The organism is Streptomyces sp. Go-475 (assembly GCF_003330845.1).
Taxonomy (GTDB): domain Bacteria; phylum Actinomycetota; class Actinomycetes; order Streptomycetales; family Streptomycetaceae; genus Streptomyces.
The window spans coordinates 3,443,834-3,466,797 of record NZ_CP026121.1 but is presented as its reverse complement, the minus strand read 5'-3'; the positions used below and the strand labels follow the sequence as shown (position 1 = coordinate 3,466,797).

Genomic DNA, 22,964 nt, shown 5'->3' with positions numbered 1-22,964 from the left:
CTGCGGCATCCGGAGACAACGGTGCAGTTCCACGACTCGATGATCAGCCTCGTCGGCAACACCCCGCTGGTGAGGCTCAACAGCGTGACCAAGGGCATCAGGGCGACCGTCCTGGCCAAGGTGGAGTACTTCAACCCCGGCGGTTCCGTGAAGGACCGCATCGCCCTGCGCATGATCGAGGCGGCGGAGGAGAGCGGCGCCCTCAAGCCCGGCGGCACGATCGTCGAGCCGACCAGCGGCAACACCGGTGTCGGGCTCGCCATCGTGGCGCAGCAGAAGGGGTACAAGTGCATCTTCGTGTGCCCCGACAAGGTGAGCACCGACAAGATCAACGTGTTGCGCGCGTACGGCGCCGAGGTCGTCGTGTGCCCGACCGCCGTGGACCCCGAGCACCCGGACTCGTACTACAACGTCTCCGACCGGCTCGTGCGCGAGACGCCCGGCGCCTGGAAGCCGGACCAGTACTCCAACCCCAACAACCCGCTCTCCCACTACCACTCCACCGGCCCCGAGCTGTGGGAGCAGACGGAGGGGAAGATCACCCACTTCGTGGCGGGCGTGGGCACGGGCGGCACCATCTCCGGGACCGGGCGCTACCTGAAGGAGATCAGCGACGGCAAGGTGAAGGTCATCGGCGCCGACCCCGAGGGCTCCGTGTACTCCGGCGGCTCCGGCCGGCCGTACCTGGTCGAGGGCGTCGGTGAGGACTTCTGGCCCACCGCCTACGACCGGACCGTCGCGGACGAGATCGTCGCCGTGTCCGACAAGGACTCCTTCCAGATGACCCGCCGCCTCGCCAAGGAGGAGGGCCTGCTGGTCGGCGGCTCCTGCGGCATGGCGGTCGTGGCCGCGCTGGAGGTCGCCGCGCGGCTCGGCGAGGACGACGTCGTGGTGGTCCTGCTGCCGGACAGCGGCCGCGGCTACCTCAGCAAGATCTTCAACGACGAGTGGATGGCCGACTACGGCTTCCTGGAGGACGCCGGCCCGAGCGCCCGCGTCGGCGACGTCCTCGCCGACAAGGAGGGCGACCGCATGCCCTCCCTCGTCCACATGCACCCCGAGGAGACGGTCGGTCAGGCCATCGACGTGCTGCGCGAGTACGGCGTCTCGCAGATGCCGGTCGTCAAGCCGGGCGCGGGCCACCCCGACGTGATGGCCGCCGAGGTCGTCGGCTCGGTCGTGGAACGCGAGCTGCTGGACGCGCTGTTCAGCAAGAGCGCCTCGCTCGACGACCCGCTGGAGAAGCACATGTCCGCCCCGCTGCCCCAGGTCGGCTCCGGTGAGCCGGTCGCGGACCTGATGGCCGTGCTGGGCAAGGCGGACGCGGCGATCGTCCTCGTCGAGGGCAAGCCGACCGGTGTGGTCAGCCGGCAGGACCTGCTGTCCTTCCTCGCCCGGACGGGGAAGTGAGGGAGAACCTCCGGTGAACCGCCCGTGAACCGGGTGAACTTGCGGCGTCCGTGATCTTCGCGGGCTTCGCGGAAGTGGTACGAGCGCGTCACGTCCGCGCAGCACCCGCTTAACACGCGTCCTGCACATTAGGGGGTGTCGGCAGGGCGGGAGCGGCTCCCCGCCCCGGCCGGCGCCGTAGGCGTCAAGGACCTCCGGAGCGGCTCCCGGACCTCCACCGACGCCACGGACGCGGGGGCCCGGCCTGACCAGGCCCGCGTCCTTCGCGGGGACCGCCGTCGTCCCGCCCCCCGTTCACGGGGGTGCGGCGGTCCCCGCGCATCTTCTTCGTACGGGCGTCGGCGGGCCGGTTTCCTTTGCGGCGTCCCCCGGCCGGTTTTCGCTCGCGGGCGTCACCCGGCCCGGCTCGTCACCCAACTCCCCAGCAGCGCGAGCCGCTCCGCCGTCTCCGAGCCCGGCTCGGGCGTGTACGCCACGATCGTCTGGTCCGGGGCGGCCGGGATCGTGAGGGTCTCGTAGGGGAGGGTCAGCAGGCCCGCGACCGGATGACGGATCTGCTTCACCCCGTGGTCGCAGGGCTTGACCAGGTGGTCGGCCCACAGGCGGCGGAAGTCTTCGCTGGCGGCGGAGAGTTCACCGACGAGCCGGCCCATCGCGGCGTCGTCCGGGTGGTGCCCCGCTTTCAGCCGCAGGTGGGCGACCGTCTGGGCGGCGATCGCCGCCCAGTCCGGGTAGAGGTCGCGGGCGGTGGGGTCGAGGAAGACCCGGCGGGGCATGTTCCGGTCGGCGGGGGTCTTGTCGCCGAAACCGACCACGGCGTCACCGAGGGCGTTCCAGGCGAGGACGTCCATGCGGTGGTCCAGCACGTACGCCGGGTTGCGGTCCAAGCCGTCGAGGATCAGCTGGACCCCCGGGCGCACCCGGGACGCCGACGCGGCCTGCCGGGTCGCGGACTCCCCGGACGCGGCCGGACCGCCCTCGGACCGCCTACGGGGCCGGGCGACCGCCCGCAGGTACGCGTGCTCCGCCTCGTCCAGCCGCAGCACCCGCGCGATGGCGTCCAGCACGGCGTCCGACACTCCCCCGGACTTGGTGCGGGAGGCACCCCCAGAGCCCCTGCCCTGCTCGAGGCGGATGTAGTAGTCGACGCTCACCCCGGCCAGCTGCGCCACCTCCTCACGACGCAGACCCGGGACCCGGCGGCGGCCGTACGAGGCCAGCCCCACCTCCTCGGGCTGGATACGGGCGCGGCGCGAGCGCAGGAAGTCTCCCAGTTCTCCGTCCATGGGGCCGAGCCTAGGCGGCCCGGGGCCGGCGAACCTGGTACTGCCGGACCCAGGAAAAGCGCCCCCCTGGGTACGGCCGCCGGGAGAGCCGAGGGTGGTGGACGCCGCCGGGGAGACGCCCCGGCCACCACCGAGGGGAACACTCCATGCCGTACGAGAACCTGGCCGGCCGTACCGCCGTCGTCACCGGAGCCGCGAGCGGCATCGGCGAGGCCGTCGCCGTGCTGCTGGCCGCCCAGGGGGCGCGGGTCGCGCTGCTGGCCCGGCGCGCGGAACGGCTCGCGGCGATCGCCGGGAAGATCCGCGCCGACGGCGGGCAGGCCCTGGCCGTCGTCGCGGACGTCACCGACGAGACGTCCGTGGCCGACGCCGCCGACCGGATCCACGCCGAGTACGGGCCCGTCGACCTGGTCGTCAACTCCGCCGGCGTCATGCTGCCGCACCCCGTCGACGCCCGGCGCGCCGACGAGTGGCAGCGGATGCTCGACACCAACGTCACCGGTGTGCTGCGGATGATCGGCGCCTTCACCACCGACCTGGTGGGCGCCGCCCAGGACGGCCGCAGCGCCGACATCGTGAACATCTCGTCCATCGCCGCGCACGTCAGCTTCCCGAACTACGCGGTGTACGGCGCGAGCAAGGCGGCCGTCACCCATCTGTCGGAGTCCCTGCGCGGCGAGTTCGGGACGCGGGACGTCCGGGTCACCAACATCGAGCCCGGGTTCGTCGAGAGCGAGCTGCGCACGCACATCGCCGACGCGGAACTCTCCCGGCAGGTGGAGGGCATGCTGGACGAGGTGGGTGCGCTGTCCGCCGAGGAGGTCGCCGACCTCGTGGCCTATGTGACGAGCCGCCCGCGCCGGGTCAACCTGCGGCAGATCGTCGCGCTGCCGACCCGGCAGGTCTGAACGGCGCGGGCCCGCTCAGTCCTCCCAGTCCCCCTTCGGGGAGGACTTGCGGCGGCCGAACAGGCCCGGGTTGGTCCGGGCGGCCTGGACGACGTTGACGCCGACGATGCCCGCCCAGGCGACGAGCAGCCCGGGCAGGTGGGCCACGCCCCCGCCGATCGCGGACAGCGGCACCGCGAGGACGAGCGAGACGATCCCGAAGCCGAAGCGCTCCCCCCAGGAGTCCGTGGCCCCCGGCGACCGGGAGTCCCGGGCCGTCTGCAGCTGCTGCTCGGCGAGCTGCCGGCGCACCCGCCGGTCCACCGCGCCGTCGATCCGCTGGTCGACCTTCTCCAGGAACGAGTCGACCAGCGCGGACTCGTACTCCTCGCCCAGCTCTCTGCGCGCGTGCAGGGTGGCGTCGAGTTCCTTCTTCAGGTCGGTGTCCCGCGCGTCCATTCCGGTCATGCCCTCCACCGTAGGAAGGGCCGGCGCCGGCCGCACTGGGGTTAGCCCCCCTGTCGGACTGGGGGAACGCCCTGCCGTCGCTTGCCGGGCTGCATATGCTCATGCAGAATCCTCAGCTACTGAATAGGCGAGGGGGAGCACGTCATGAGCGCGACCGACAGCCCTGCCGCGCGGCTGCAGGCGCTCTTCGAGGGCCACCGGCTGACGCCGACCCAGCGGCGCATCGCGCACAGCATGGTGCGCCGCGCCGCCGACGTGCCGTTCCTGTCGAGCGTGGAGCTCGCCGAGCTGGCCGGGGTCAGCCAGCCCTCCGTGACCCGCTTCGCCGTGGCCCTCGGCTTCGACGGCTACCCGGCCCTGCGGCGCCATCTGCGCGAGGTCGCCCCGGCCGAACCCGCGGCGGAGGCGGGGTCCGCCAACGAGTACCAGCAGGCCGTCGAGGCCGAGATCGAGAACCTGCGGCACCTCGCGGAGGCGCTGGCCGACCCCGGCCCCGTGCGGCGGGCCGGGCGCCTCCTCGCGGCCTCCCGCCCGCTCCCCGTCCTCGGGCTGCGGGCGGCGGCCGCCCAGGCGCACGGCTTCGCCTACTTCGCCGCCAAGGTCCACCCCGACGTGCGGCTCCTCAACGAGGGCGGCACGATGCTCCACGACCGCATCGACGCCGCCGCCCGGGCCGGCGCGACCGCACTGCTCTGCTTCGCGCTGCCCCGGCACCCCCGCGAGGTCGTCGACGCCCTCGCCTACGCCAGGGAGGCCGGGCTGACCGTCGTCACGGTCGCCGACTCCGCGTTCGCGCCCGTCGCCAAGGTGTCCGACCTGCTGCTGCCCGCCGCCGTCGGCACCGGCCTCGCCTTCGACACGGCCTGCGCCCCGATGCTGCTCGGTCGGGTCCTGCTGGAGGCGATGTGCGACGACCTGCCCGAGGCGCAGTCCCGCCTGGAGGAGTTCGACACGAAGGCGGCGGCGCGGGGTCTTTTCGTCGACTGACGGCACGCGCCGCGGATTCCGGGACTTCGGATTCCGGGACTTCGGATTCCCGTACTCCGGATTCCCGTACTCCGGATTCCTGGACTCCGGATTTTCAGACTCGTCTCACGTTGCATCGCTAACGTGCGTCTCCTACAACACTCTTCAGACGCTTCGGGTACCGGACGGAGGCTGATCGACATGCGTGGAGGACATGGACTGGCCCGGGTGGCCGTTGTCGTGCGGGCGGGTGCCGCACCCTTGTGGTGGCTGGGAGTACTGGCGGCCGGTATCGGCCTGCTCCCCGAAGGGCTCACCGGCCGCCGCATCGGGGTGCTGACGGGAGCGGCCCTCTTCCTCCTGGCCGCGGCCATGGTGTGCGCAGCCCGCCGCAAGCGCTACACGGCCCTGGCCGCCTCGGCCGCCCGCGCCGGCAAGCACGACGTGCTCCAGGACCGCGCGGTCACGGCACGCAACTGGCGCCGCCACCACCGCTGGTGGCTCCTGCTCGCCTTCCTCGCGGCCCTGGGCAGCGCCGTCGCGGCCCCGGCGGCAGGGGGCATGCTCCTGGCCGGCTGCGGAGCGGGCCTCTGGCTGAAGGCGGCCTGGCTGGGGCGCCGGGAGCGCGAAGGCGAGGCCCTGCTGTGGGTCCGCGTGGACTGGCTGCGCGGAGGCGTGGCCCATCCCGCGGGCAAGCGGGTCAAGGCCTACCGCAGCACCGGCATCGCAGCGGGCGACGCGGCCCCGGGCGGAGCGCGGAGGAAGACCCCGGCGCTGGTGTGATCGGGCGTGGTCACCGACTCCGGCGCCGGTGTGGGCGCACGGATCACTGACCCAGGGGCGCGGGGAACCGCGCGAACGGCCATGACGCACCCCCAGCCCGGGGACCACGGAAACCCCCACGGCGTGTACGGCGTCTACGTCAGCGCATCCACCTGCGCCCCACCGGACTCGGCGACGACCTCCTCCACGGTCTGCGCGCGCCGGACCACGGCGAACCGCCCCCCGGGCCAGAACCCGTACACCGCGGGCCGCACCAGCGAGTTGTACGCGTAGTGATGCGCGAAGTAGTACGCCCCCGTGTCCAGGGCCGCCGCGTAGTCCCCCTGCTCCAGCAGCGGCATCGACCGCCCCTCCGCCAGCAGGTCCCCGGCGAAGCACGCCGGCCCGGCCACGTCCTGCACCACGACGGGCCCGTCCTTCACCCGGCCCTTCGCGTCGTACGCCGCGATCCGCAACGGCCAGCTCCCCGGCGCGTACACCGTCCGCGCGGCCACCTGCACCCCGGCGTGCGTCACCGCGACCGCCCGCCCGCCGGAGGCCTTCGCGTACTCGACCCGCGCCACCACCGTCCCGTGCTTGGCCAGCAGTGACCGCCCGAACTCGGTGACCAGCCCGTACCGCCCGTCGAACAGCCCGGGCACCGCCTCGGCCAGCATCCGCGCGTACTGCCCGTACGTCGGCGTCGTCGCGTCCGACGCGAAGTTCACGGGCAGCCCGCCGCCGATGTCGAGCGTGTCGACCTGCTGCCGCCCGGCCCGCCGGTTGATCTCCTCCGCGAGTTCGTACGTCTCCGCCACGCCCCGCACCATCAGCGACAGCGGGATCCCCTGGGAGCCCGTGTGCGCGTGCAGCCGGGTCAGCCACGGCCGGTCCAGATACGCCTGCACGACCCACTCCCGGGCCCCCTCGTCACGCAGCGCCACCCCGAACTTCGAGGTGGCCGTCGCCGTCGACAACGCCTCGATGGAACCGCCGCCGACCTGCGGGTTCACCCGGATCCCCAGAGGTGAGCGGCTGGTCCGCGACCGCAGCAGCGCGTCGATGCGCGCCAGCTCCTGCGGGTTGTCCGCGTTGACGGCGATGCCCAGGGCCAGCGCCTCCCGCAGCTCGGCCGGCGTCTTCGCGGGCGAGTCGAGCACCGTCATGGCCGGCGGCAACCCGGCCGCCCGGGCCAGCGCCAGTTCCCCCGGGCTCGCCACCTCCGCGCCGACGCCCTCCTCACGCAGCAGCCGCAGCACCGGCACCAGCGGGGTCGCCTTCACCGCGAAGGCGTGCAGCACGGGCGTGCCCGGCGCCACCACCGCGTCGAACGCCGCCCGCAGCTCCGCCGCCGACTCCCGGATGCCGGTGACGTCCAGCAGCCCGACGATGGGGCTGTCGGGCCCCAGCAGGCCCTGCTCCACCGCCGCCCGCACCGCCTCGTCCCTCCGGGCCGCCCGCCCGGCCCCGGCTCCGGAGCCGTCCGTGCCGTAAGGATCTTCCGTGTCGATGTGTGCGCCCATGCGTCCAGCCAAACACCCACGGCACGGCCGCGCCGACCCCCCGACGTATTGACTAGCTCTATTCATGAGGTCAGGATGTGAATAGACGCAGCAACATCCGCCGGGAGAGCCCACCAGGAGGCAGACCATGTCCGGACCCCGCCCCGTCCGAGCGCCGCGCGGCACGCAACCGAGCGCCTTGGGATGGCAGCAGGAAGCCGCCCTGCGGATGCTGCAGAACAACCTCGACCCGGAGGTCGCCGAGCACCCCGACCAGCTCGTCGTCTACGGCGGCACCGGCAAGGCCGCCCGGGACTGGCGCTCCTTCGACGCGATGGTCCGCACCCTCAAGGGGCTGAAGCAGGACGAGACCATGCTGGTGCAGTCCGGCCGCCCGGTCGGCGTCATGCAGACCCACGAGTGGGCCCCGCGCGTCCTCATCGCCAACTCCAACCTCGTCGGCGACTGGGCCACCTGGGAGGAGTTCCGCCGCCTCGAACAGCTGGGCCTGACCATGTACGGCCAGATGACCGCCGGCTCCTGGATCTACATCGGCACCCAGGGCATCCTCCAGGGCACCTACGAGACCTTCGCCGCCGTCGCCGCGAAGAAGTTCGGCGGATCGCTGGCCGGCACGATCACGCTCACCGCCGGCCTCGGCGGCATGGGCGGCGCCCAGCCCCTCGCCGTGACCATGAACGACGGCGTCGCCCTGTGCGTCGACTGCGACCCGCGCGCCATCGAACGCCGCATCGAGCACCGCTACCTGGACGTGAAGGCCGACAGCCTCGACCACGCGCTCCAGCTGGCGACCGAGGCCCGCGACGCCCGCCGCCCGCTGTCCATCGGCGTCCTCGGCAACGCCGCCGAACTCGTCCCGCAGCTCCTCGCCATGGGCGCGCCCATCGACATCGTCACCGACCAGACCTCGGCGCACGACCCGCTGTCCTACCTCCCGCTCGGCGTCGACTTCGACGAGATGGCCTCCTACGCCGCCAAGGACCCGGCCGGCTTCACCACCCGGGCCCGCGAGTCCATGGCCCGCCACGTCGAGGCCATGGTCGGCTTCATGGACGCCGGCGCGGAGGTCTTCGACTACGGCAACTCCCTCCGCGGCGAGGCCAAGCTCGCCGGATACGACCGGGCCTTCGCCTTCCCCGGCTTCGTCCCCGCCTACATCCGCCCCCTCTTCTGCGAGGGCAAGGGCCCCTTCCGCTGGGCGGCCCTCTCGGGCGACCCGGCCGACATCGCCAAGACCGACAAGGCGATCCTCGACCTCTTCCCGGAGAACGAGTCCCTGGCCCGCTGGATCAAGATGGCCGGGGAGCGGGTGCACTTCCAGGGCCTGCCCGCCCGTATCTGCTGGCTCGGCTACGGCGAGCGGGACAAGGCCGGTGAGCGGTTCAACGACATGGTCGCGAGCGGGGAGCTGGCCGCCCCGGTCGTCATCGGCCGCGACCACCTCGACTGCGGCTCCGTCGCCTCCCCCTACCGGGAGACCGAGGCCATGCTCGACGGCTCCGACGCGATCGCCGACTGGCCGCTGCTGAACGCGATGGTGAACGTCGCCTCCGGGGCGTCCTGGGTGTCCATCCACCACGGCGGCGGCGTCGGCATGGGCCGCTCGATCCACGCCGGGCAGGTGACGGTCGCCGACGGCACCCCGCTCGCCGGGGAGAAGATCCGCCGCGTCCTCACCAACGACCCGGGGATGGGCGTCATCCGGCACGTCGACGCGGGCTACGACATCGCCGAGTCGGTCGCCGGCGAGCGCGGTGTCCGGGTCCCGATGCGCGAGGGTGACGAGGCGTGACCTTCCACAGCATGTGGGCGGAGCTGCTGCCGATCGGCCGCAGCTCCGCCTCCGGCGGCTACCGCCGCTTCGCCTGGACCGGCGCCGACGCGGACTGCCGGGCCTGGTTCCAGGAGCAGGCCGAAGCGCGCGGGCTGACCTATGAGACCGACCGCAACGGCAACCAGTGGGCCTGGCTCGGGGACCCCGCCCGCGGCGACGCCGTCGTCACCGGGTCGCACCTCGACTCCGTGCCCGACGGCGGTGCCTTCGACGGGCCCCTCGGCGTGGTCTCCGCCTTCGCCGCGCTGGACGAACTGCGCGACCGGGACGCGCGGTTCACCCGCCCCCTCGGCATCGTGAACTTCGGCGACGAGGAGGGTGCCCGGTTCGGGCTCGCCTGCGTCGGGTCCCGGCTCACGGCCGGGCAGCTCACCGTCGCCGACGCCCACCGGCTGACCGACGGGGACGGCACCACCCTGCCCCGGGCCATGGAGGCCGCCGGCTACGACCCGGACGCCATCGGGCCCGACCCGGAACGGCTCGCCCGCATCGGCGCCTTCGTCGAACTGCACGTCGAGCAGGGCCGGGCCCTGGACCTGTCCGGCGACCGGGTCGGCATCGCGAGCGCCATCTGGCCGCACGGACGCTGGCGGTTCGACTTCCGGGGCGAGGCCAACCACGCCGGCACCACCCGGCTCGCCGACCGGCGCGACCCCATGCTGCCCTACGCCGAGACCGTCCTCGCCGCCCGCCGCGAGGCCGAACTCGCCGGGGCCGTCGCCACCTTCGGCAAGATCGCCGTCGAGCCGAACGGCGTCAACGCCATCCCCTCCCTGGTGCGCGGCTGGCTCGACTCGCGCGCCGCCGACCAGGACAGCCTGGACGCCGTCGTCGCCGGCGTGGAGAAGGCGGCCGGGGAGTACGCCGCCGCCCACGGGGTCGATCTCGCCGTCGTCCGCGAGTCGTTCACCCCCGTCGTCGAGTTCGACCACGCCCTGCGCGACGAACTCGCCCGCATCCTCGGCACGGACGCCGGCCTCACGGTCCCCGTCCTCGGCACCGGCGCCGGACACGACGCCGGGATCCTGTCCGGGAGCATCCCGACCGCCATGCTGTTCGTGCGCAACCCCACGGGTGTCTCCCACTCGCCGGCCGAGTCCGCGACCGAGGACGACTGCGTGGCCGGGGTGCTCGCACTCGCCGACGTACTGGAGGGACTGGCGTGCAGGTGACGCAGACGTACTGGCTGGAGCACGCCTGGCTCGACACGCGCGTCGAACCGGGCGTCGCCCTCGACGTGCGGGACGGCCGCATCACCGCCGTCCGGACCGAGGTCGCCGCGCCGCCCCCCGGCGCCGAGATCCTCCGCGGACTCACCCTGCCCGGCCTGGCCAACGCCCACAGCCACGCCTTCCACCGCGCGCTGCGCGGCACGGCCCAGGTCGGCTCCGGCACGTTCTGGACCTGGCGCGAGGTCATGTACTCCGTCGCCGCCCGGCTCACCCCGGACAGCTACCACGCCCTCGCCCGCGCGGTGTACGCCGAGATGGCCCTGGCCGGCATCACGGCGGTCGGCGAGTTCCACTACGTCCACCACGCCCCCGGCGGCGCCCCCTACGCCGACCCCAACGCGATGGGGGAGGCACTCGTCGCGGCCGCCGCCGAAGCCGGGGTCCGCATCACCCTCCTCGACACCGCCTACCTCTCCTCCGGCTTCGGACAGCCCCCCACCGCCCACCAGCTCCGCTTCTCCGACGGCACGGCGGACGCCTGGGCAGAACGCTGTTCAGTTCTCAAGGAACGGGATCACGCACGGATCGGAGCGGCGATCCACTCCGTGCGGGCCGTGCCCGCCGAGCAACTGGCGACCGTGGCGCGCTGGGCCGAGGAGCGGCGGGCCCCGCTCCATGTGCACCTGTCCGAGCAGACCGCCGAGAACGACGCCTGCCGGGAAGCCCACGGCTGCACCCCGACCCAGCTCCTCGCCCTGCACGGTGTGCTCGGGCCGCGCACCACCGGCGTCCACAACACCCACCTCACTGCCGAGGACATCTCCCTCATCGGCTCCAGCGGCACCGGCACCTGCGTGTGCCCGACGACCGAACGGGACCTGGCCGACGGCATCGGGCCCGCGGTCGCCCTGCAGAACGAAGGCTCCCCGCTCTGTCTCGGATCCGACAGCCACGCCGTGATCGACCTGCTGGAAGAGGCGCGGGCGATGGAGCTGAACGAGCGGCTGCGCACCCGCACCCGAGGTCACTGGACGGCGGCGGCCCTGCTGCGGGCGGCCTCGGCCGACGGCCACGCCGCCCTCGGCTGGGACGGCGCGGGCCGCCTCGAGCCCGGCGCGCTCGCCGACTTCACGACGATCGCCCTCGACTCGGTCAGGACGGCAGGGCCGCTTCCGCGGCTCGGGGCCGAGACGGCCGTATTCGCCGCGTCGGCAGCAGACGTGTCGCATACGGTCGTGGCAGGCCGGCACGTCGTACGGGACGGGGTCCACACCCTCGTGCCCGATGTGCCGCGCGCCCTCGCGGACGCCGTCGCAGCCCTGCGCGGATGACCCCGGGCCGCCCGCCCGCGCGGCCGGCCCCCGCCCCCGGACCCGACCCCACCGCCGACCAGGCCACCAAGGACGCCATGAGCAACGCGACGACCGTCAGCCCCGCCCACTCCGCGAGCACCGCAAGCACGCTCATCACCAACATCGCCGCCCTGGTCACCAACGACCCCTCCCTCGGTGACGGTTCCCCCCTCGGACTGGTCCAGGACGCGGCCGTCGTCATCGAAGGCGACCGCATCGCGTGGACCGGTGATCACAGCAAAGCACCCGCCACTGACAATCGGGTCGACGCCGGCGGCCGGGCGGTCATCCCCGGCTTCGTCGACTCCCACTCCCACCTCGTCTTCGCGGGCGACCGGACGCAGGAGTTCAACGCCCGGATGTCGGGGCGGCCCTACAGCGCGGGCGGCATCCGCACGACGGTCGCGGCCACCCGGGCGGCGAGCGACGAGGAACTCGAGGCCAACCTCACCCGTTACCTCCGCGAGGCCCTCCGCCAGGGCACCACCACCATGGAGACGAAGTCCGGCTACGGCCTGACCGTCGAGGACGAGTCCCGGGCGCTGCGCATCGCCGCCGCCCACACCGACGAGGTCACCTACCTCGGCGCGCACATCGTCTCGCCGGACCACGCCGAGGACCCGGCGTCGTACGTCGCCCTCGTCACCGGCGAGATGCTCGACGCCTGCGCCCCCTACGCGCGTTGGATCGACGTCTTCTGCGAGCAGGGCGCCTTCGACGGCGACCAGGCCCGGGCGATCCTCACCGCGGGCAAGGCCAAGGGGCTGCACCCCCGCATCCACGCCAACCAGTTGTCGTACGGCCCGGGCGTACGGCTCGCCGTCGAACTCGACGCCGCGAGCGCCGACCACTGCACCCACCTGACGGACGAGGACGTGGACGCGCTCGCGAACAGCGACACCGTCGCCACCTTGCTGCCCGGCGCCGAGTTCTCCACCCGCGCGGAGTGGCCGGACGCCCGCCGCCTGCTCGACGCGGGCGCCACCGTCGCCCTGTCCACCGACTGCAACCCGGGCTCGTCCTTCACCTCGTCCGTCCCCTTCTGCGTCGCGCTCGCCGTACGGGACATGGGGATGACCCCGGACGAGGCCGTCTGGTCGGCCACGGCGGGCGGCGCGGCTGCCCTCAGGCGCACCGACATCGGCCGCCTCACCCCGGGCGCCTACGCCGACCTGGCGCTCCTCGACGCGCCGAGCCACGTCCACCTCGCCTACCGGCCGGGCGTCCCGCTGGTCAGCGGCGTGTGGCGGCGCGGGGAACGCGTGGTGTGAAGCACCGGCCATAATGCGGTGGCACGCCGGCGGACGGCCGGCGCCACCGGAGGGCGGGGACGGATGGCACGGCACTGGTCGGCACCACTGCTGGTGAACCTCCTGCTCGGAGTCCCGGGCGTGGTGCCGTTCTGGCTGATCTGGTACGTCATGGCCAACGGACCGCTGGCCGCGCTCGGCTGGACCACGCGGGAACCCACGGAGAACGACGGCATGGCCCTCTGGCTCGTGATCGTCGTCCCCGTCGTCACGCTGTACGGCCTGATCTGGTGGCTCGCCAACACGCCGCTCCGGCGCCGGACGACCCTCGCTCCGCACCGCTACTGGCTGCTGAGCCTGGCCGCCCCGCTCGTCCCGACGGCCGCGCTGATCCTCAACTCCTGAGGAACGGACGGCGGAAACTCCTGAGGAACGGGCGGCGGAGAACGCGCCTGGGGGCGGGCCCTGAGCCCGCCCCCGAAGGACACGATCACCCGGTGAGGATCACTCCTCGACCGTGAGCCCCTTGCGCAGCCGCACCAGCGTCCGGGACAGCAGACGCGAGACGTGCATCTGGGAGATGCCCAGTTCCTCGCCGATCTCCGACTGGGTCATGCCGGCGACGAACCGCAGCGACAGGATCTTCCGGTCGCGCGGCGGGAGTTCCGCTATCAGCGGCTTCAACGACTCGACGTACTCGATGCCTTCGAGTCCGTGGTCCTCGTAGCCGATGCGGTCCGCGAGCGCGCCCTCGGAGTCGTCCTCCTCCGGCTGGGCGTCCAGCGAGGAGGCGGTGTAGGCGTTCGACGCGGCCATGCCCTCGACGACCTCGTCGTTGGAGATGCCGAGCCGCTCGGCCAGTTCGTGCACCGTCGGGGCGCGGTCCAGCTTCTGCGCCAGCTCGTCACCGGCCTTGGCCAGGTCGAGCCGCAGCTCCTGGAGCCGCCGCGGTACGCGCACGGACCACGAGGTGTCGCGGAAGAAGCGCTTGATCTCGCCGATGATGGTCGGCATCGCGAACGTGGGGAACTCGACACCCCGGGACAGCTCGAAGCGGTCGATCGCCTTGATCAGGCCGATGGTGCCGACCTGGATGATGTCCTCCATCGGCTCGCTGCGGGAGCGGAACCGGGAGGCGGCGAACTTGACCAGCGCGAGGTTCAGTTCGACGAGTGTGTTGCGGACGTACGAGTACTCAGGGGTGCCTTCCTCCAGCGACTCGAGGCGCTCGAAGAGGGTCTTGGACAGGGCCCGTGCGTCGACCGCGTCGACTTCCTCGTACGGGGGGATGTCCGGAAGTCCGGAGAGAAGGTCGTCCTGTGTGACGAGCATCTCGTCCTGCTCGATGGGATCCAGCTGTTCCGGAGGGGGTGTCGACGTCGCTTTCTGGGTACGCGATGCGTCGAGCCGGGGTGACATGATGTCCTCCATCGTTCTCGGCATATGGCTGCCGGAGCCAGTACGTGCACTGCGGTGTGCGGCGCCTCCAAAGCCGGCCGTGTCGGTTACGTGTCCTTACTAGGCCTACCCGCTTTCCCGAGCCCACCGCAAGTGCGTTCTGTGGGCATATGTCCGTTTGTGTGTAGTTGTTCGGGTGTCGAAGCGTGGCGGGAAGGCGTAGTGTTCGAGGGCGTCAGCAACAGTCACGACGTCGGGAGAGAGAGACGGCATGGACCGCGGGACGGTCGGCAGCGCGCAGTCTGGCCGGCTTCTGGTGGAGGTGCGGGAAGAGGGCTCTAGCGCCGTCGTGACCCCGGCGGGTGAGCTGGATCACCACACCGCCGATCTGTTGCGCGAGCCGCTCGACGACTGCCTCGCCAAGGGATTCAAGCGCCTGGTCATCGACTGCGCGCGCCTGGAGTTCTGCGACTCCACGGGGCTGAACGTGCTCCTCGGCGCCCGACTGAAGGCGGAGGCCGCCGGTGGCGGCGTGGCGCTGGTCGGAATGCAGCCGGTAGTGGCACGCGTGTTCGAGATCACGGGAGCGGACGCGGTCTTCAGCGTTCATGACACCCTCCAGGCGGCCCTGGCCGACGAGTCGGGCTGACGGCGGTGCCCCGGCGCGCCGCGACCCGGCCGTCCCTCTGTGACCGGCGTCCTACCCCCGTCACGCCCTTCATCCCGAATACGGGGGTGTTCTGCGGGTCCGCCCGGGCAGGAGACATCCTGAACCTGTCGGACGCCAGGGTGGCGGGGGCGCCGTGAAACCGACGTGCCGCGCACTGCGTGACTGACTGTGTAGTGAATTTTTCAATCGTGAACTGGTGAATCGGTGAGGTGAAGCGCTGATGAGCACCACCCGGCCTTACTCGCCGGGCGACCGCGGGCCGGAGCCCAGCGGCGCTTCCGGGGCGTCCGAGGGTGGCGTAGCGGCGGCCGGTGCGGCCGGCGAGGGCGTGGCGGCGACGTCCGGAGCCGCGGCGCCGCCGGGGGGCCGGCAAGTGCGCCGGCTGAGCTTCGACGGCGAGAGCGGCGTGGTCCCGCTCGCGCGCGACTTCACCCGACAGGCGCTGTACGCGTGGGGCTGGCTGCCCGCGGCCTCCGCCGACCAGCGGGCCGCCGCCGAGGATGTGCTGCTCGTCGTCTCCGAGCTGGTCACCAACGCCTGCCTGCACGCCGAGGGGCCGGACCAGCTGCGGATCACCTGCGACAACAAGGTGATCCGCATCGAGGTCTCCGACCGGGGCACCGGCCAGCCGGCTCCCCGGACGCCCCACCGGGCGGGACGTCCGGGCGGCCACGGCATGTTCATCGTCCAGCGGCTGTGCCTGGACTGGGGCGTCGTGCGCACGCCGGGGGTCGCCGGCAAGACGGTGTGGGCGGAACTGGGCGCACCGGCCTGACCCCGGCCGCCTCCTGACCCGGGCATCGTCCTGACCCGGGCAGCGGCCTCATGGAGCGGCCGGGCGGGCGTCGGACGCCCGACCCCGCGGCATCTCCTCCCCGCGCCCCCTCACGCGTCACCCCCACGCCCCGGATCGCCACAGATCCGGAGTGCCCTGTGTCTTCCTTCCTCACCTCCCCGGGCGTACCTTGACGGCCCGATCTGATGCGCCGTCAGGAAACAGGAAGGGGAGCGGCACCGTGTCGTACCGGAAACGAACCGCCGCGCTCGCGTCCGCCGCGGCCCTGGCCGGCTCGGCGGTGTGGATGGCCGCCCCCGTGGCCCGGGCCGAGGTCGTCGACGTCAACTACCAGTGCAAGACGCCGATCGGCGACAAGAGCGCCGTCTCGCCCATCGACGTCAAAGGCGTCAGGAACGGCAGCGGCTACCGGATCACCATGTCCTGGCAGAAGGGCGTCTCCTCCAGCCCGGTCGAACTCGGCAAGGGCGCGATGACGCCGAGCGCCACCATCGCCCTGGGCGGCGCCGACAGCGGCACCTTGACGGTGACCGGCCCGGCCAACGAGGCCGCGATCCCGGCCAACACGCCCATCAAGATCAACGATCTGAGCGGGACGTACACGCCGAAGAAGAGCGGCGAGGTCACCTTCACGGCGGGCGTGCTCACCATCAAGGCGCTCGGTACGACGACCACGTGCACCCCGACGAACGACCCGGGCCCGTCCCTGACCCTCGACGTCACGGCCGCGGGCGGCGGTACCACCGGCTCCGCCCGGGGCGGTGGCTCGGAGTCCGGCTCCGACACCGGTGCCGAGCTCCCGCGGACCGGACCCGAGGACTCGGCCGTCGCCCTCGGCACCCTCGGCGGCACGGTGCTGCTCGTCGGCGCGGCGGGCGCGCTGTGGCTGACACGCCGTCACCAGGGGGCGCGGGCAGGCCGTTGAGGCCACGCCCGCGCCAGTGCACACGCGGCCGCACGCCTGCCCGCCGGGCTGCTCCGAGGCCGGGCCTGCCGAAGCCGTACGCACGCTGAAACCGGGCGCTCGCCGAAGCCGTAGGCCCGCTGAAGCCGTAAGCCCGCTGAAACCGGGCGCTCGCCGAAGCCGTAAGCCTGCCGAAGCCGTAAGCCTGCCGAAGTCGTAGCCCCGCCGAAGCCGTAAGCCCGCTGAAACCGGGCGCTCGCCGAAGCCGTAAGCCCGCCGAATCCGTAAGCCCGCTGAAACCGTAAGCCCGCCGAAGTCGTAGGCCCGCCGAAGCCGTAAGCCCGCTGAAACCGGGCGCTCGCCGAAGCCGTAAGCCCGCTGAAACCGTAAGCCCGCCGAAGCCGTACGCCCGCCGATCCCCGCCCACGCCAGCCCCGCCCACGCCGATCCCCGCCCACGCCGAACCCCGCCCCCGCCGCCCCCCACCCCGACGCCGCCCCCAGGCAGCTGCCGCACCCACGTCGCCACCCTGCCCGCCCACCCGACCGACCGCAGGAGCCCTCGATGCCCTACGCCGGCCGCCTTCCCCGCCTGTCACTGCCGGTCCTGCTGGCGCTCCTGCTGGTGCCGGCCGGCGCCGGGCCCGTCGGGGCGGTGGACCGGCCCGTCGTCGAGCTGTCCAGGGCCCAGGCCGGGGCGGGCGGCGCGGTCACCGTCAGCGGCAGCGGCTGGCGGCCGCGGGCCCTGCTGACGCTGCTGGTGTGCGGGCAGGCCGAGCCGGACCGGGGCGTGACCGGCGGCACCAACTCCTGCGCCAACGCCGACGGCCGTGCCGTCACCACCGACGCCGAGGGGCGTTTCCGCCGGGAACTGCCCGTCGTCGAGCCGCCGGTGCCGTGTCCCTGCGTGGTGCACGTGGCGACGGTGACCGGAGTCGGGGCCGAGGCCGACGCCGCCCTCGAAGTCGCCGGGCACGCCGTCGAGCCGCTGCCCGCGGAACGGTCCGGCGGGCGGCTGTCCCTGCTCGCGGACACCCGGCTGCGCGGCTCCGGCGGGCTGCTGACCTGGTTCGGCTCCCCGCCCGCCCGGACCCTGGAGGTCACCGTCGGCAACGTCGGCACGTCCCCCGTGCGCAACCCCGTCTTCCAGGTGGGCACCGCGCACGGCGTGTTCGCCCCGCAGTGGCAGGACCAGCGCTGGCGCGGCACGATCCGGCCCGGCGGGAAGGCCCGTATCGAACTGCCCGTGGAACTCGCGGGCGGGGCGCACGGCGACTACACCGTCTCCCTGAAGTACGGCGGCAAGGTCCTCGCCGAACACCCCTGGGGCGTGGGCCGCCCCTGGGGCGTGACGCTGTTCTGGGCCCTGGTCCTCCTGGTCGTGCCGGCGGCGCTGTTCCGCGCGGGCCTGGCCGTGGTCGACCACGTACGGCCGCGCCGCCCCGGCCACGCGGCCCGCCCCGCCCGCCGCCTGCGGCTGCCCGCCGCCCGTCGGCCCCCGGCCCCGCCGTGGTTCGCCCCGGACGCCGACCCGCCAGGACCGGGAAAACCAGGAAAGAAACCGTGAAGGAAAGCCATGAAAGAGGAAAGAAGAAGGGCCGCCGCACCCGAGGTGCGGCGGCCCTTCCCGGTCCGGTGCGGCGCCCGTGTCAGTGGACGTCGCCCATCAGGGACTTCACCTTCCGGCGGTACATGTACACCGCGATGCCCGCGAGGGCGGCCAGCACGGCCTCCACGGCGACCGCGCCGGTGCCGCTCAGGTCGACACCGCCGACGGCCGGGTTGGACAGCAGACCCGTCACCGAGTCGCCCGCCGTGACCGCGAGGAACCAGACGCCCATCATCTGGCTGGCGTACTTGGCCGGGGCCATCTTCGTCGTGACCGACAGGCCGACCGGCGAGATGCACAGCTCACCGACGGTCTGGATCAGGTAGATGCCCACCAGCCACATCGGGCTGACCAGCGTGTCGCCGTCGGCCATGCCCAGCGGCAGCAGGAAGAAGAAGAACGAGACACCGATGAAGAACAGCGCCGCGGCGAACTTGGCGACGGTGCTCGGCTCCTTGCCCTTGCGGTTCAGCCACAGCCAGAACCAGGCGAAGACCGGGGCCAGCGCCATGATGAACACCGGGTTCAGCGACTGGTACCAGGAGGACGGGAAGTCGAAGCCGAGCAGCGAGCCGGAGGCCTTCGTCTCACCGAACGCCTGGACCGTGGAACCGCCCTGGTCGTAGATCATCCAGAACACGGCGGCCGCGACGAAGAACCAGATGTAGCCGGTCATCTTCGACTGCTCGACGTCGCTGAGCTCCTTGTCCCGCTTGATGCGGATCAGCACGCCGGCCGGGATGACCAGGCCGATCACCGTCAGCGGGATCATCGCCCAGTTGAGCGTGAAGTGGCCGGTGAGGCCGACGACGCCGTAGAAGACGGCCGCGACGATCAGCCACAGCAGGCCCTTGCGCAGCCAGGACGCGCGCTCCTCGGCCGCCAGCGGCTTGGGCACGACGTTGCTCCGCGGGCTGAGGTTTCGGGTGCCGAGGAGGAAGGAGACGAGGCCGATGCCCATGCCGACCGCGGCCAGGCCGAAGCCGAGGTGCCAGCTGACCTGCTGGCCGACGGTGCCGATGATCAGCGGCGCGAAGAAGGCACCCATGTTGATGCCCATGTAGAAGATCGTGAAGCCGCCGTCACGGCGCGGGTCGTCCGGCCCGTCGTAGAGGTGGCCGACCATGGTGGAGATGTTGGCCTTGAGCAGGCCCGAGCCCAGGGCGACCAGGGCCAGACCGGCGAAGAAGGGTGCCTGGCCGCCGGGCAGGGCCAGCACCAGGTGGCCCGCCATGATCGTGACGGCCGCGATCGTCACCGTCTTGCGCGGACCCCAGACCCGGTCGCCGAGCCAGCCGCCGGGCATGGTGAGCAGGTACACCATCGACAGGTACACCGAGTAGATCGCCGTCGTGGTGGCGAGGTCCATGCCGAGACCGCCGCCCATGCTGCCCTTCTTGGCGTCCGGGCCGCCGGAGAGCAGGTACACGACGAGCAGGGCCCGCATGCCGTAGAAGCTGAACCGCTCCCACATCTCGGTCATGAAGAGGGTGGCCAGTCCGCGGGGGTGGCCGAAGAAGGTCTTCTCGGAGCCCGGGGTGCCCGGGCGGGCCGAGTCCTTCGTCAGGCTGGACGCCATGGTCGTTCCTTGCTGCTCGGGACGCGCCCCGCGAACAGCGGTGGTGCGCCCGGTGGGGGCTGCCGGCACCGGTGCGTACGGCCGTCCGCCCGACGCCTACGGGGGTCCGCTCCGGGTCACGGAGCGGTGGGCGGTCGCCACCGGGATCCACACCTCTACGCGCGTCGCCGCACGCCGAGGCCCGGCCACAGGTCGTTGTCGGATGCGGGCCGGCGGGAAACCGGCCCGGACACAAAAGAGACCTCCAGGGCAAAAAGCCTCCGAAGGTCGCCGTGGTGCTACAGGCGTTGTTTCACCATACGGCAGGACACTGCCGCATATGGAAGGACTTGAGACACGGATCACAGGTGTCGAGGGAACCACATGCCCCCTTTCCAAGGTCCTTACCAGGATCGCACCCCAAAGGCAGAGGTTCGGAAGCGTTCCCGCGCAACGTAAGAAACGGGTGTGCCCTCGGTAAGAATCAAGCCTTCCGGTCACACCCCAGCTCAGGGCCTCGCAGGTCTACCATCACCTCATGACCCGAGTACTGCTCGCCGAGGACGACGCGTCCATCTCGGAGCCGCTGGCCCGTGCTCTGCGCCGGGAGGGCTACGAGGTCGAGGTGCGTGAGGACGGACCCACCGCTCTCGACGCCGGAATGCAGGGCGGCGTCGACCTGGTCGTGCTCGACCTGGGTCTGCCCGGCATGGACGGTCTGGAGGTGGCCCGTCGCCTGCGTGGCGAAGGACACAGCATTCCGATCCTGATCCTGACCGCCCGCGCCGACGAGGTGGACACCGTCGTCGGCCTCGACGCGGGCGCCGACGACTACGTCACCAAGCCGTTCCGGCTCGCCGAGCTGCTCGCCCGCGTCCGGGCCCTGCTGCGGCGCGGCGCCGCCGAGCCGCAGCAGCCGCCCGCCACCCACGGCGTGCGCATCGACGTCGAGTCGCACCGCGCCTGGATGGGCGAGGAGGAGCTCCAGCTCACCGCCAAGGAGTTCGACCTGCTGCGGGTGCTGGTGCGCGACGCGGGCCGGGTCGTCACCCGCGACCAGCTGATGCGCGAGGTCTGGGACACGACCTGGTGGTCGTCGACCAAGACCCTCGACATGCACATCTCCTGGCTGCGCAAGAAGCTCGGCGACGACGCGGCCAACCCGCGCTACATCGCCACCGTGCGCGGTGTGGGCTTCCGTTTCGAGAAGAGCTGAGCCGCGGAGCACGGTGATCGGGTAACAGGACATGCGCCGCCGACTGATCCAGTCCACGCTCGCCGTGGTGCTGGTCGTGATCGCCGTGTTCGGCGTCTCGCTCGTCATCGTCGAGACCCGGACGATCAGCAACAGCGCCCAGGAGCGGGTGGAGTCCGAGGCCGTCCGCCTGGCGAGCATCGTCGACAGCCGGCTCTTCGGCGAGCAGCAGGTCGACGCGGAGGTCCTGCGCGACCAGGTCACGCAGGACCGCTACTACGCGGTGATCCGCATCCCCGGTGAGGCGCCCATCGAGGTCGGCACCAAACCGGCCGGCGAGGTCATCAGCGAGACCGCGTCCGGCGAGGAGGGCGAGACGGTCACCGTCCAGGAACCGCGCTCCTCGGTGACCCGGGAGGTCGGCCGCACGCTGCTGATCATCGCGCTGGTGGCGCTGCTGGCGGTGGTCGCCGCGGTGCTGCTCGCCGTGCGCCAGGCCAACCGGCTGGCGTCGCCGCTGACCGACCTGGCGGAGACGGCCGAGCGGCTCGGCTCGGGCGATCCGCGCCCCCGGCACAAGCGGTACGGCGTGCCCGAGCTGGACCGGGTGGCGGACGTGCTGGACGGCTCCGCCGAGCGCATCGCGCGCATGCTGACCGCCGAACGCCGCCTCGCCGCCGACGCCTCCCACCAGCTGCGCACGCCGCTGACGGCGCTGTCCATGCGGCTGGAGGAGATCACCCTCACCGACGACCCGGACACGGTGAAGGAGGAGGCGACGATCGCGCTGACCCAGGTCGAGCGGCTCACGGACGTCGTCGAGCGGCTGCTGACGAACTCCCGTGATCCGCGCACCGGCTCCGCCGTCACCTTCGACCTCGACGAGGTCATCCAGCAGCAGCTCGCCGAGTGGCGGCCGGCGTACCGCAGCGCGGGCCGGGCCATCGTCAGCTCCGGCAAGCGGCATCTGGAGGCGGTGGGCACGCCCGGCGCCGTCGCGCAGGTCCTGGCCGCGCTGATCGAGAACTCCCTCATGCACGGCGGCGGCACGGTCGCGCTGCGCACCCGCGTCACCGGCAACCAGGCCGTCATCGAGGTCACGGACGAGGGCCCCGGGGTCCCGGCCGACCTGGGCGCCCGCATCTTCGAGCGGGCCATCAGCGGCCGCAACTCCACGGGCATCGGCCTGGCCGTGGCCCGCGACCTCGCGGAGGCCGACGGCGGCCGCCTGGAGATGCTCCAGACCAAGCCGCCGGTCTTCGGCCTGTTCCTGTCCCGCACGCCGGTGCGCAAGGACCTGGGGAACGACGAGGAGCCGATGGTCCGCTAGGGGGTGTCTCCGGCGGCTACGGCACCCGCTGCTTCGTCCGGGACTGACGGGCCCGCTCCCGCTTCAGGATCGACTCGGCGTCCGTCACGGCCTCCCGGGCGGGCAGCGCGCGGAACACCCACGTGCGGTACGACCAGAAGCGGAAGAGGGTCGCGATGCCGATGCCGAGGAACTTGAAGATGTTGTTCTGCAGCGGGGTGTCCCAGCCGAAGCCGTACGTGGCCGTGTACAGGACACCGTTCTCGATGACCAGCCCGACCGCGCTGAACAGCAGGAACAGGCTCATCTCGCGCGTACGGCGGGTCTTGTCGCGGTCGCGGTAGGTGAAGTAGCGGAAGCCGACGTAGTTGAAGATGATCGCGACGACGGTCGCGATGACGCTCGCGCGCACCACCTGGAGGTCGGTCACATGCCGTACCAGGTTGAACACGAGGAGATTGACGAGCACGCCGGCCCCGCCGACCGCGCCGAACTTGGCGACTTCCCGACAGATCCGTCGGAGCCGCGAGGCACCATGTCCCATGGTCGTGCAGGCCCCCGTCCGTCGGTTGGCGTCAACCCAGCCATGCTAACCACCCTCCCGCGCGATCTTCCT

Annotated in this window: 21 protein-coding genes; 15 read left to right on the top strand and 6 right to left on the bottom strand. The window is 72.4% G+C overall.

What is annotated here, in order from left to right; translation table 11 throughout:
* Positions 1–21: 21 nt before the first annotated feature.
* Positions 22–1,410, top strand: a complete 1,389-nt coding sequence (locus C1703_RS15800) for a cystathionine beta-synthase (protein WP_114253379.1) — start codon at positions 22–24, stop codon at positions 1,408–1,410.
* Between the two features lie 392 nt (positions 1,411–1,802).
* On the opposite strand, the gene C1703_RS15795 is transcribed toward C1703_RS15800, so the two are convergent.
* Complete coding sequence (locus C1703_RS15795; protein ID WP_114253377.1) at positions 1,803–2,696, bottom strand: helix-turn-helix transcriptional regulator; 894 nt, start codon at positions 2,694–2,696, stop codon at positions 1,803–1,805.
* 146 nt (positions 2,697–2,842) lie between these two features.
* On the opposite strand from C1703_RS15795, the gene C1703_RS15790 reads away from it, so the two are divergent.
* Entirely contained in the window at positions 2,843–3,604 is a 762-nt protein-coding gene (locus tag C1703_RS15790; protein WP_114253375.1) for an SDR family oxidoreductase, read from the top strand.
* 15 nt (positions 3,605–3,619) lie between these two features.
* Here the strand turns inward: C1703_RS15790 and C1703_RS15785 are convergent, their stop codons facing one another.
* Positions 3,620–4,042: a hypothetical protein gene (locus C1703_RS15785; RefSeq protein ID WP_198678422.1), complete on the bottom strand. Its 423-nt coding sequence runs from the start codon at positions 4,040–4,042 to the stop codon at positions 3,620–3,622.
* A 153-nt stretch (positions 4,043–4,195) separates the two neighbouring features.
* Here C1703_RS15785 and C1703_RS15780 point away from each other — a divergent pair, with 153 nt between their 5' ends.
* Both C1703_RS15780 and C1703_RS15775 read left to right on the top strand, forming a co-directional pair.
* Positions 4,196–5,038, top strand: a complete 843-nt coding sequence (locus C1703_RS15780; protein WP_114253371.1) for a MurR/RpiR family transcriptional regulator — start codon at positions 4,196–4,198, stop codon at positions 5,036–5,038.
* 180 nt (positions 5,039–5,218) lie between these two features.
* Entirely contained in the window at positions 5,219–5,800 is a 582-nt protein-coding gene (locus C1703_RS15775; protein ID WP_114253369.1) for a hypothetical protein, read from the top strand.
* Between the two features lie 134 nt (positions 5,801–5,934).
* Here C1703_RS15775 and C1703_RS15770 read toward each other — a convergent pair whose 3' ends face one another.
* Positions 5,935–7,302 carry a diaminopimelate decarboxylase gene (locus C1703_RS15770; protein WP_114253367.1) on the bottom strand — a complete coding sequence of 456 codons (1,368 nt, stop codon included), beginning with the start codon at positions 7,300–7,302 and terminating at the stop codon, positions 5,935–5,937.
* Between the two features lie 127 nt (positions 7,303–7,429).
* On the opposite strand from C1703_RS15770, the gene hutU reads away from it, so the two are divergent.
* From hutU to C1703_RS15745, 5 genes are all read left to right on the top strand, one after another.
* The gene (gene hutU, locus C1703_RS15765; protein WP_114253365.1) at positions 7,430–9,094 is read left to right on the top strand and encodes a urocanate hydratase; all 1,665 of its coding nucleotides are present in this window, start codon (positions 7,430–7,432) and stop codon (positions 9,092–9,094) included.
* On the top strand, positions 9,091–10,308 hold the full coding sequence (locus C1703_RS15760; RefSeq protein ID WP_114253363.1) for an allantoate amidohydrolase: 1,218 nt from the start codon (positions 9,091–9,093) through the stop codon (positions 10,306–10,308). Before hutU ends, C1703_RS15760 begins: the two co-directional genes overlap by 4 nt.
* A complete protein-coding gene (locus C1703_RS15755; protein WP_114253361.1) occupies positions 10,299–11,639 on the top strand; it encodes a formimidoylglutamate deiminase in 1,341 nt (446 codons plus the stop codon). The genes C1703_RS15760 and C1703_RS15755 overlap by 10 nt, the downstream gene beginning before the upstream one ends.
* Complete coding sequence (gene hutI / locus C1703_RS15750) at positions 11,636–12,931, top strand: imidazolonepropionase (RefSeq protein WP_114253359.1); 1,296 nt, start codon at positions 11,636–11,638, stop codon at positions 12,929–12,931. Before C1703_RS15755 ends, hutI begins: the two co-directional genes overlap by 4 nt.
* 63 nt (positions 12,932–12,994) lie before the next feature.
* Positions 12,995–13,315, top strand: a complete 321-nt coding sequence (locus C1703_RS15745; RefSeq protein ID WP_114253357.1) for a hypothetical protein — start codon at positions 12,995–12,997, stop codon at positions 13,313–13,315.
* 99 nt (positions 13,316–13,414) lie between these two features.
* Here the strand turns inward: C1703_RS15745 and C1703_RS15740 are convergent, their stop codons facing one another.
* Positions 13,415–14,341, bottom strand: coding sequence for an RNA polymerase sigma factor SigF (locus C1703_RS15740; RefSeq protein ID WP_198678182.1), 927 nt, complete (start codon positions 14,339–14,341; stop codon positions 13,415–13,417).
* A 238-nt stretch (positions 14,342–14,579) separates the two neighbouring features.
* Between C1703_RS15740 and C1703_RS15735 the strand changes: the two genes are divergently transcribed.
* The 4 genes from C1703_RS15735 (at position 14,580) to C1703_RS15720 (ending at position 18,244) form a co-directional block, all read left to right on the top strand.
* Complete coding sequence (locus C1703_RS15735; RefSeq protein WP_114253355.1) at positions 14,580–14,957, top strand: STAS domain-containing protein; 378 nt, start codon at positions 14,580–14,582, stop codon at positions 14,955–14,957.
* Positions 14,958–15,198: 241 nt separating this feature from the next.
* Positions 15,199–15,753, top strand: a complete 555-nt coding sequence (locus C1703_RS15730) for an ATP-binding protein (protein ID WP_114253353.1) — start codon at positions 15,199–15,201, stop codon at positions 15,751–15,753.
* 241 nt (positions 15,754–15,994) lie between these two features.
* Entirely contained in the window at positions 15,995–16,699 is a 705-nt protein-coding gene (locus C1703_RS15725) for an LPXTG cell wall anchor domain-containing protein (protein ID WP_114253351.1), read from the top strand.
* Positions 16,700–17,242: 543 nt separating this feature from the next.
* Complete coding sequence (locus C1703_RS15720; protein WP_114253348.1) at positions 17,243–18,244, top strand: hypothetical protein; 1,002 nt, start codon at positions 17,243–17,245, stop codon at positions 18,242–18,244.
* 82 nt (positions 18,245–18,326) lie between these two features.
* Here C1703_RS15720 and C1703_RS15715 read toward each other — a convergent pair whose 3' ends face one another.
* The gene (locus C1703_RS15715) at positions 18,327–19,865 is read right to left on the bottom strand and encodes an oligopeptide:H+ symporter (protein WP_114253347.1); all 1,539 of its coding nucleotides are present in this window, start codon (positions 19,863–19,865) and stop codon (positions 18,327–18,329) included.
* 517 nt (positions 19,866–20,382) lie between these two features.
* On the opposite strand from C1703_RS15715, the gene C1703_RS15710 reads away from it, so the two are divergent.
* Together C1703_RS15710 and C1703_RS15705 are read left to right on the top strand one after the other, a co-directional pair.
* The gene (locus C1703_RS15710) at positions 20,383–21,060 is read left to right on the top strand and encodes a response regulator transcription factor (RefSeq protein ID WP_010034575.1); all 678 of its coding nucleotides are present in this window, start codon (positions 20,383–20,385) and stop codon (positions 21,058–21,060) included.
* 31 nt (positions 21,061–21,091) lie between these two features.
* Complete coding sequence (locus C1703_RS15705) at positions 21,092–22,369, top strand: ATP-binding protein (protein WP_114253345.1); 1,278 nt, start codon at positions 21,092–21,094, stop codon at positions 22,367–22,369.
* Positions 22,370–22,385: 16 nt separating this feature from the next.
* Here C1703_RS15705 and C1703_RS15700 read toward each other — a convergent pair whose 3' ends face one another.
* Positions 22,386–22,892, bottom strand: coding sequence for a GtrA family protein (locus tag C1703_RS15700; protein WP_114253343.1), 507 nt, complete (start codon positions 22,890–22,892; stop codon positions 22,386–22,388).
* Between the last annotated feature and the right edge of the window lie 72 nt (positions 22,893–22,964).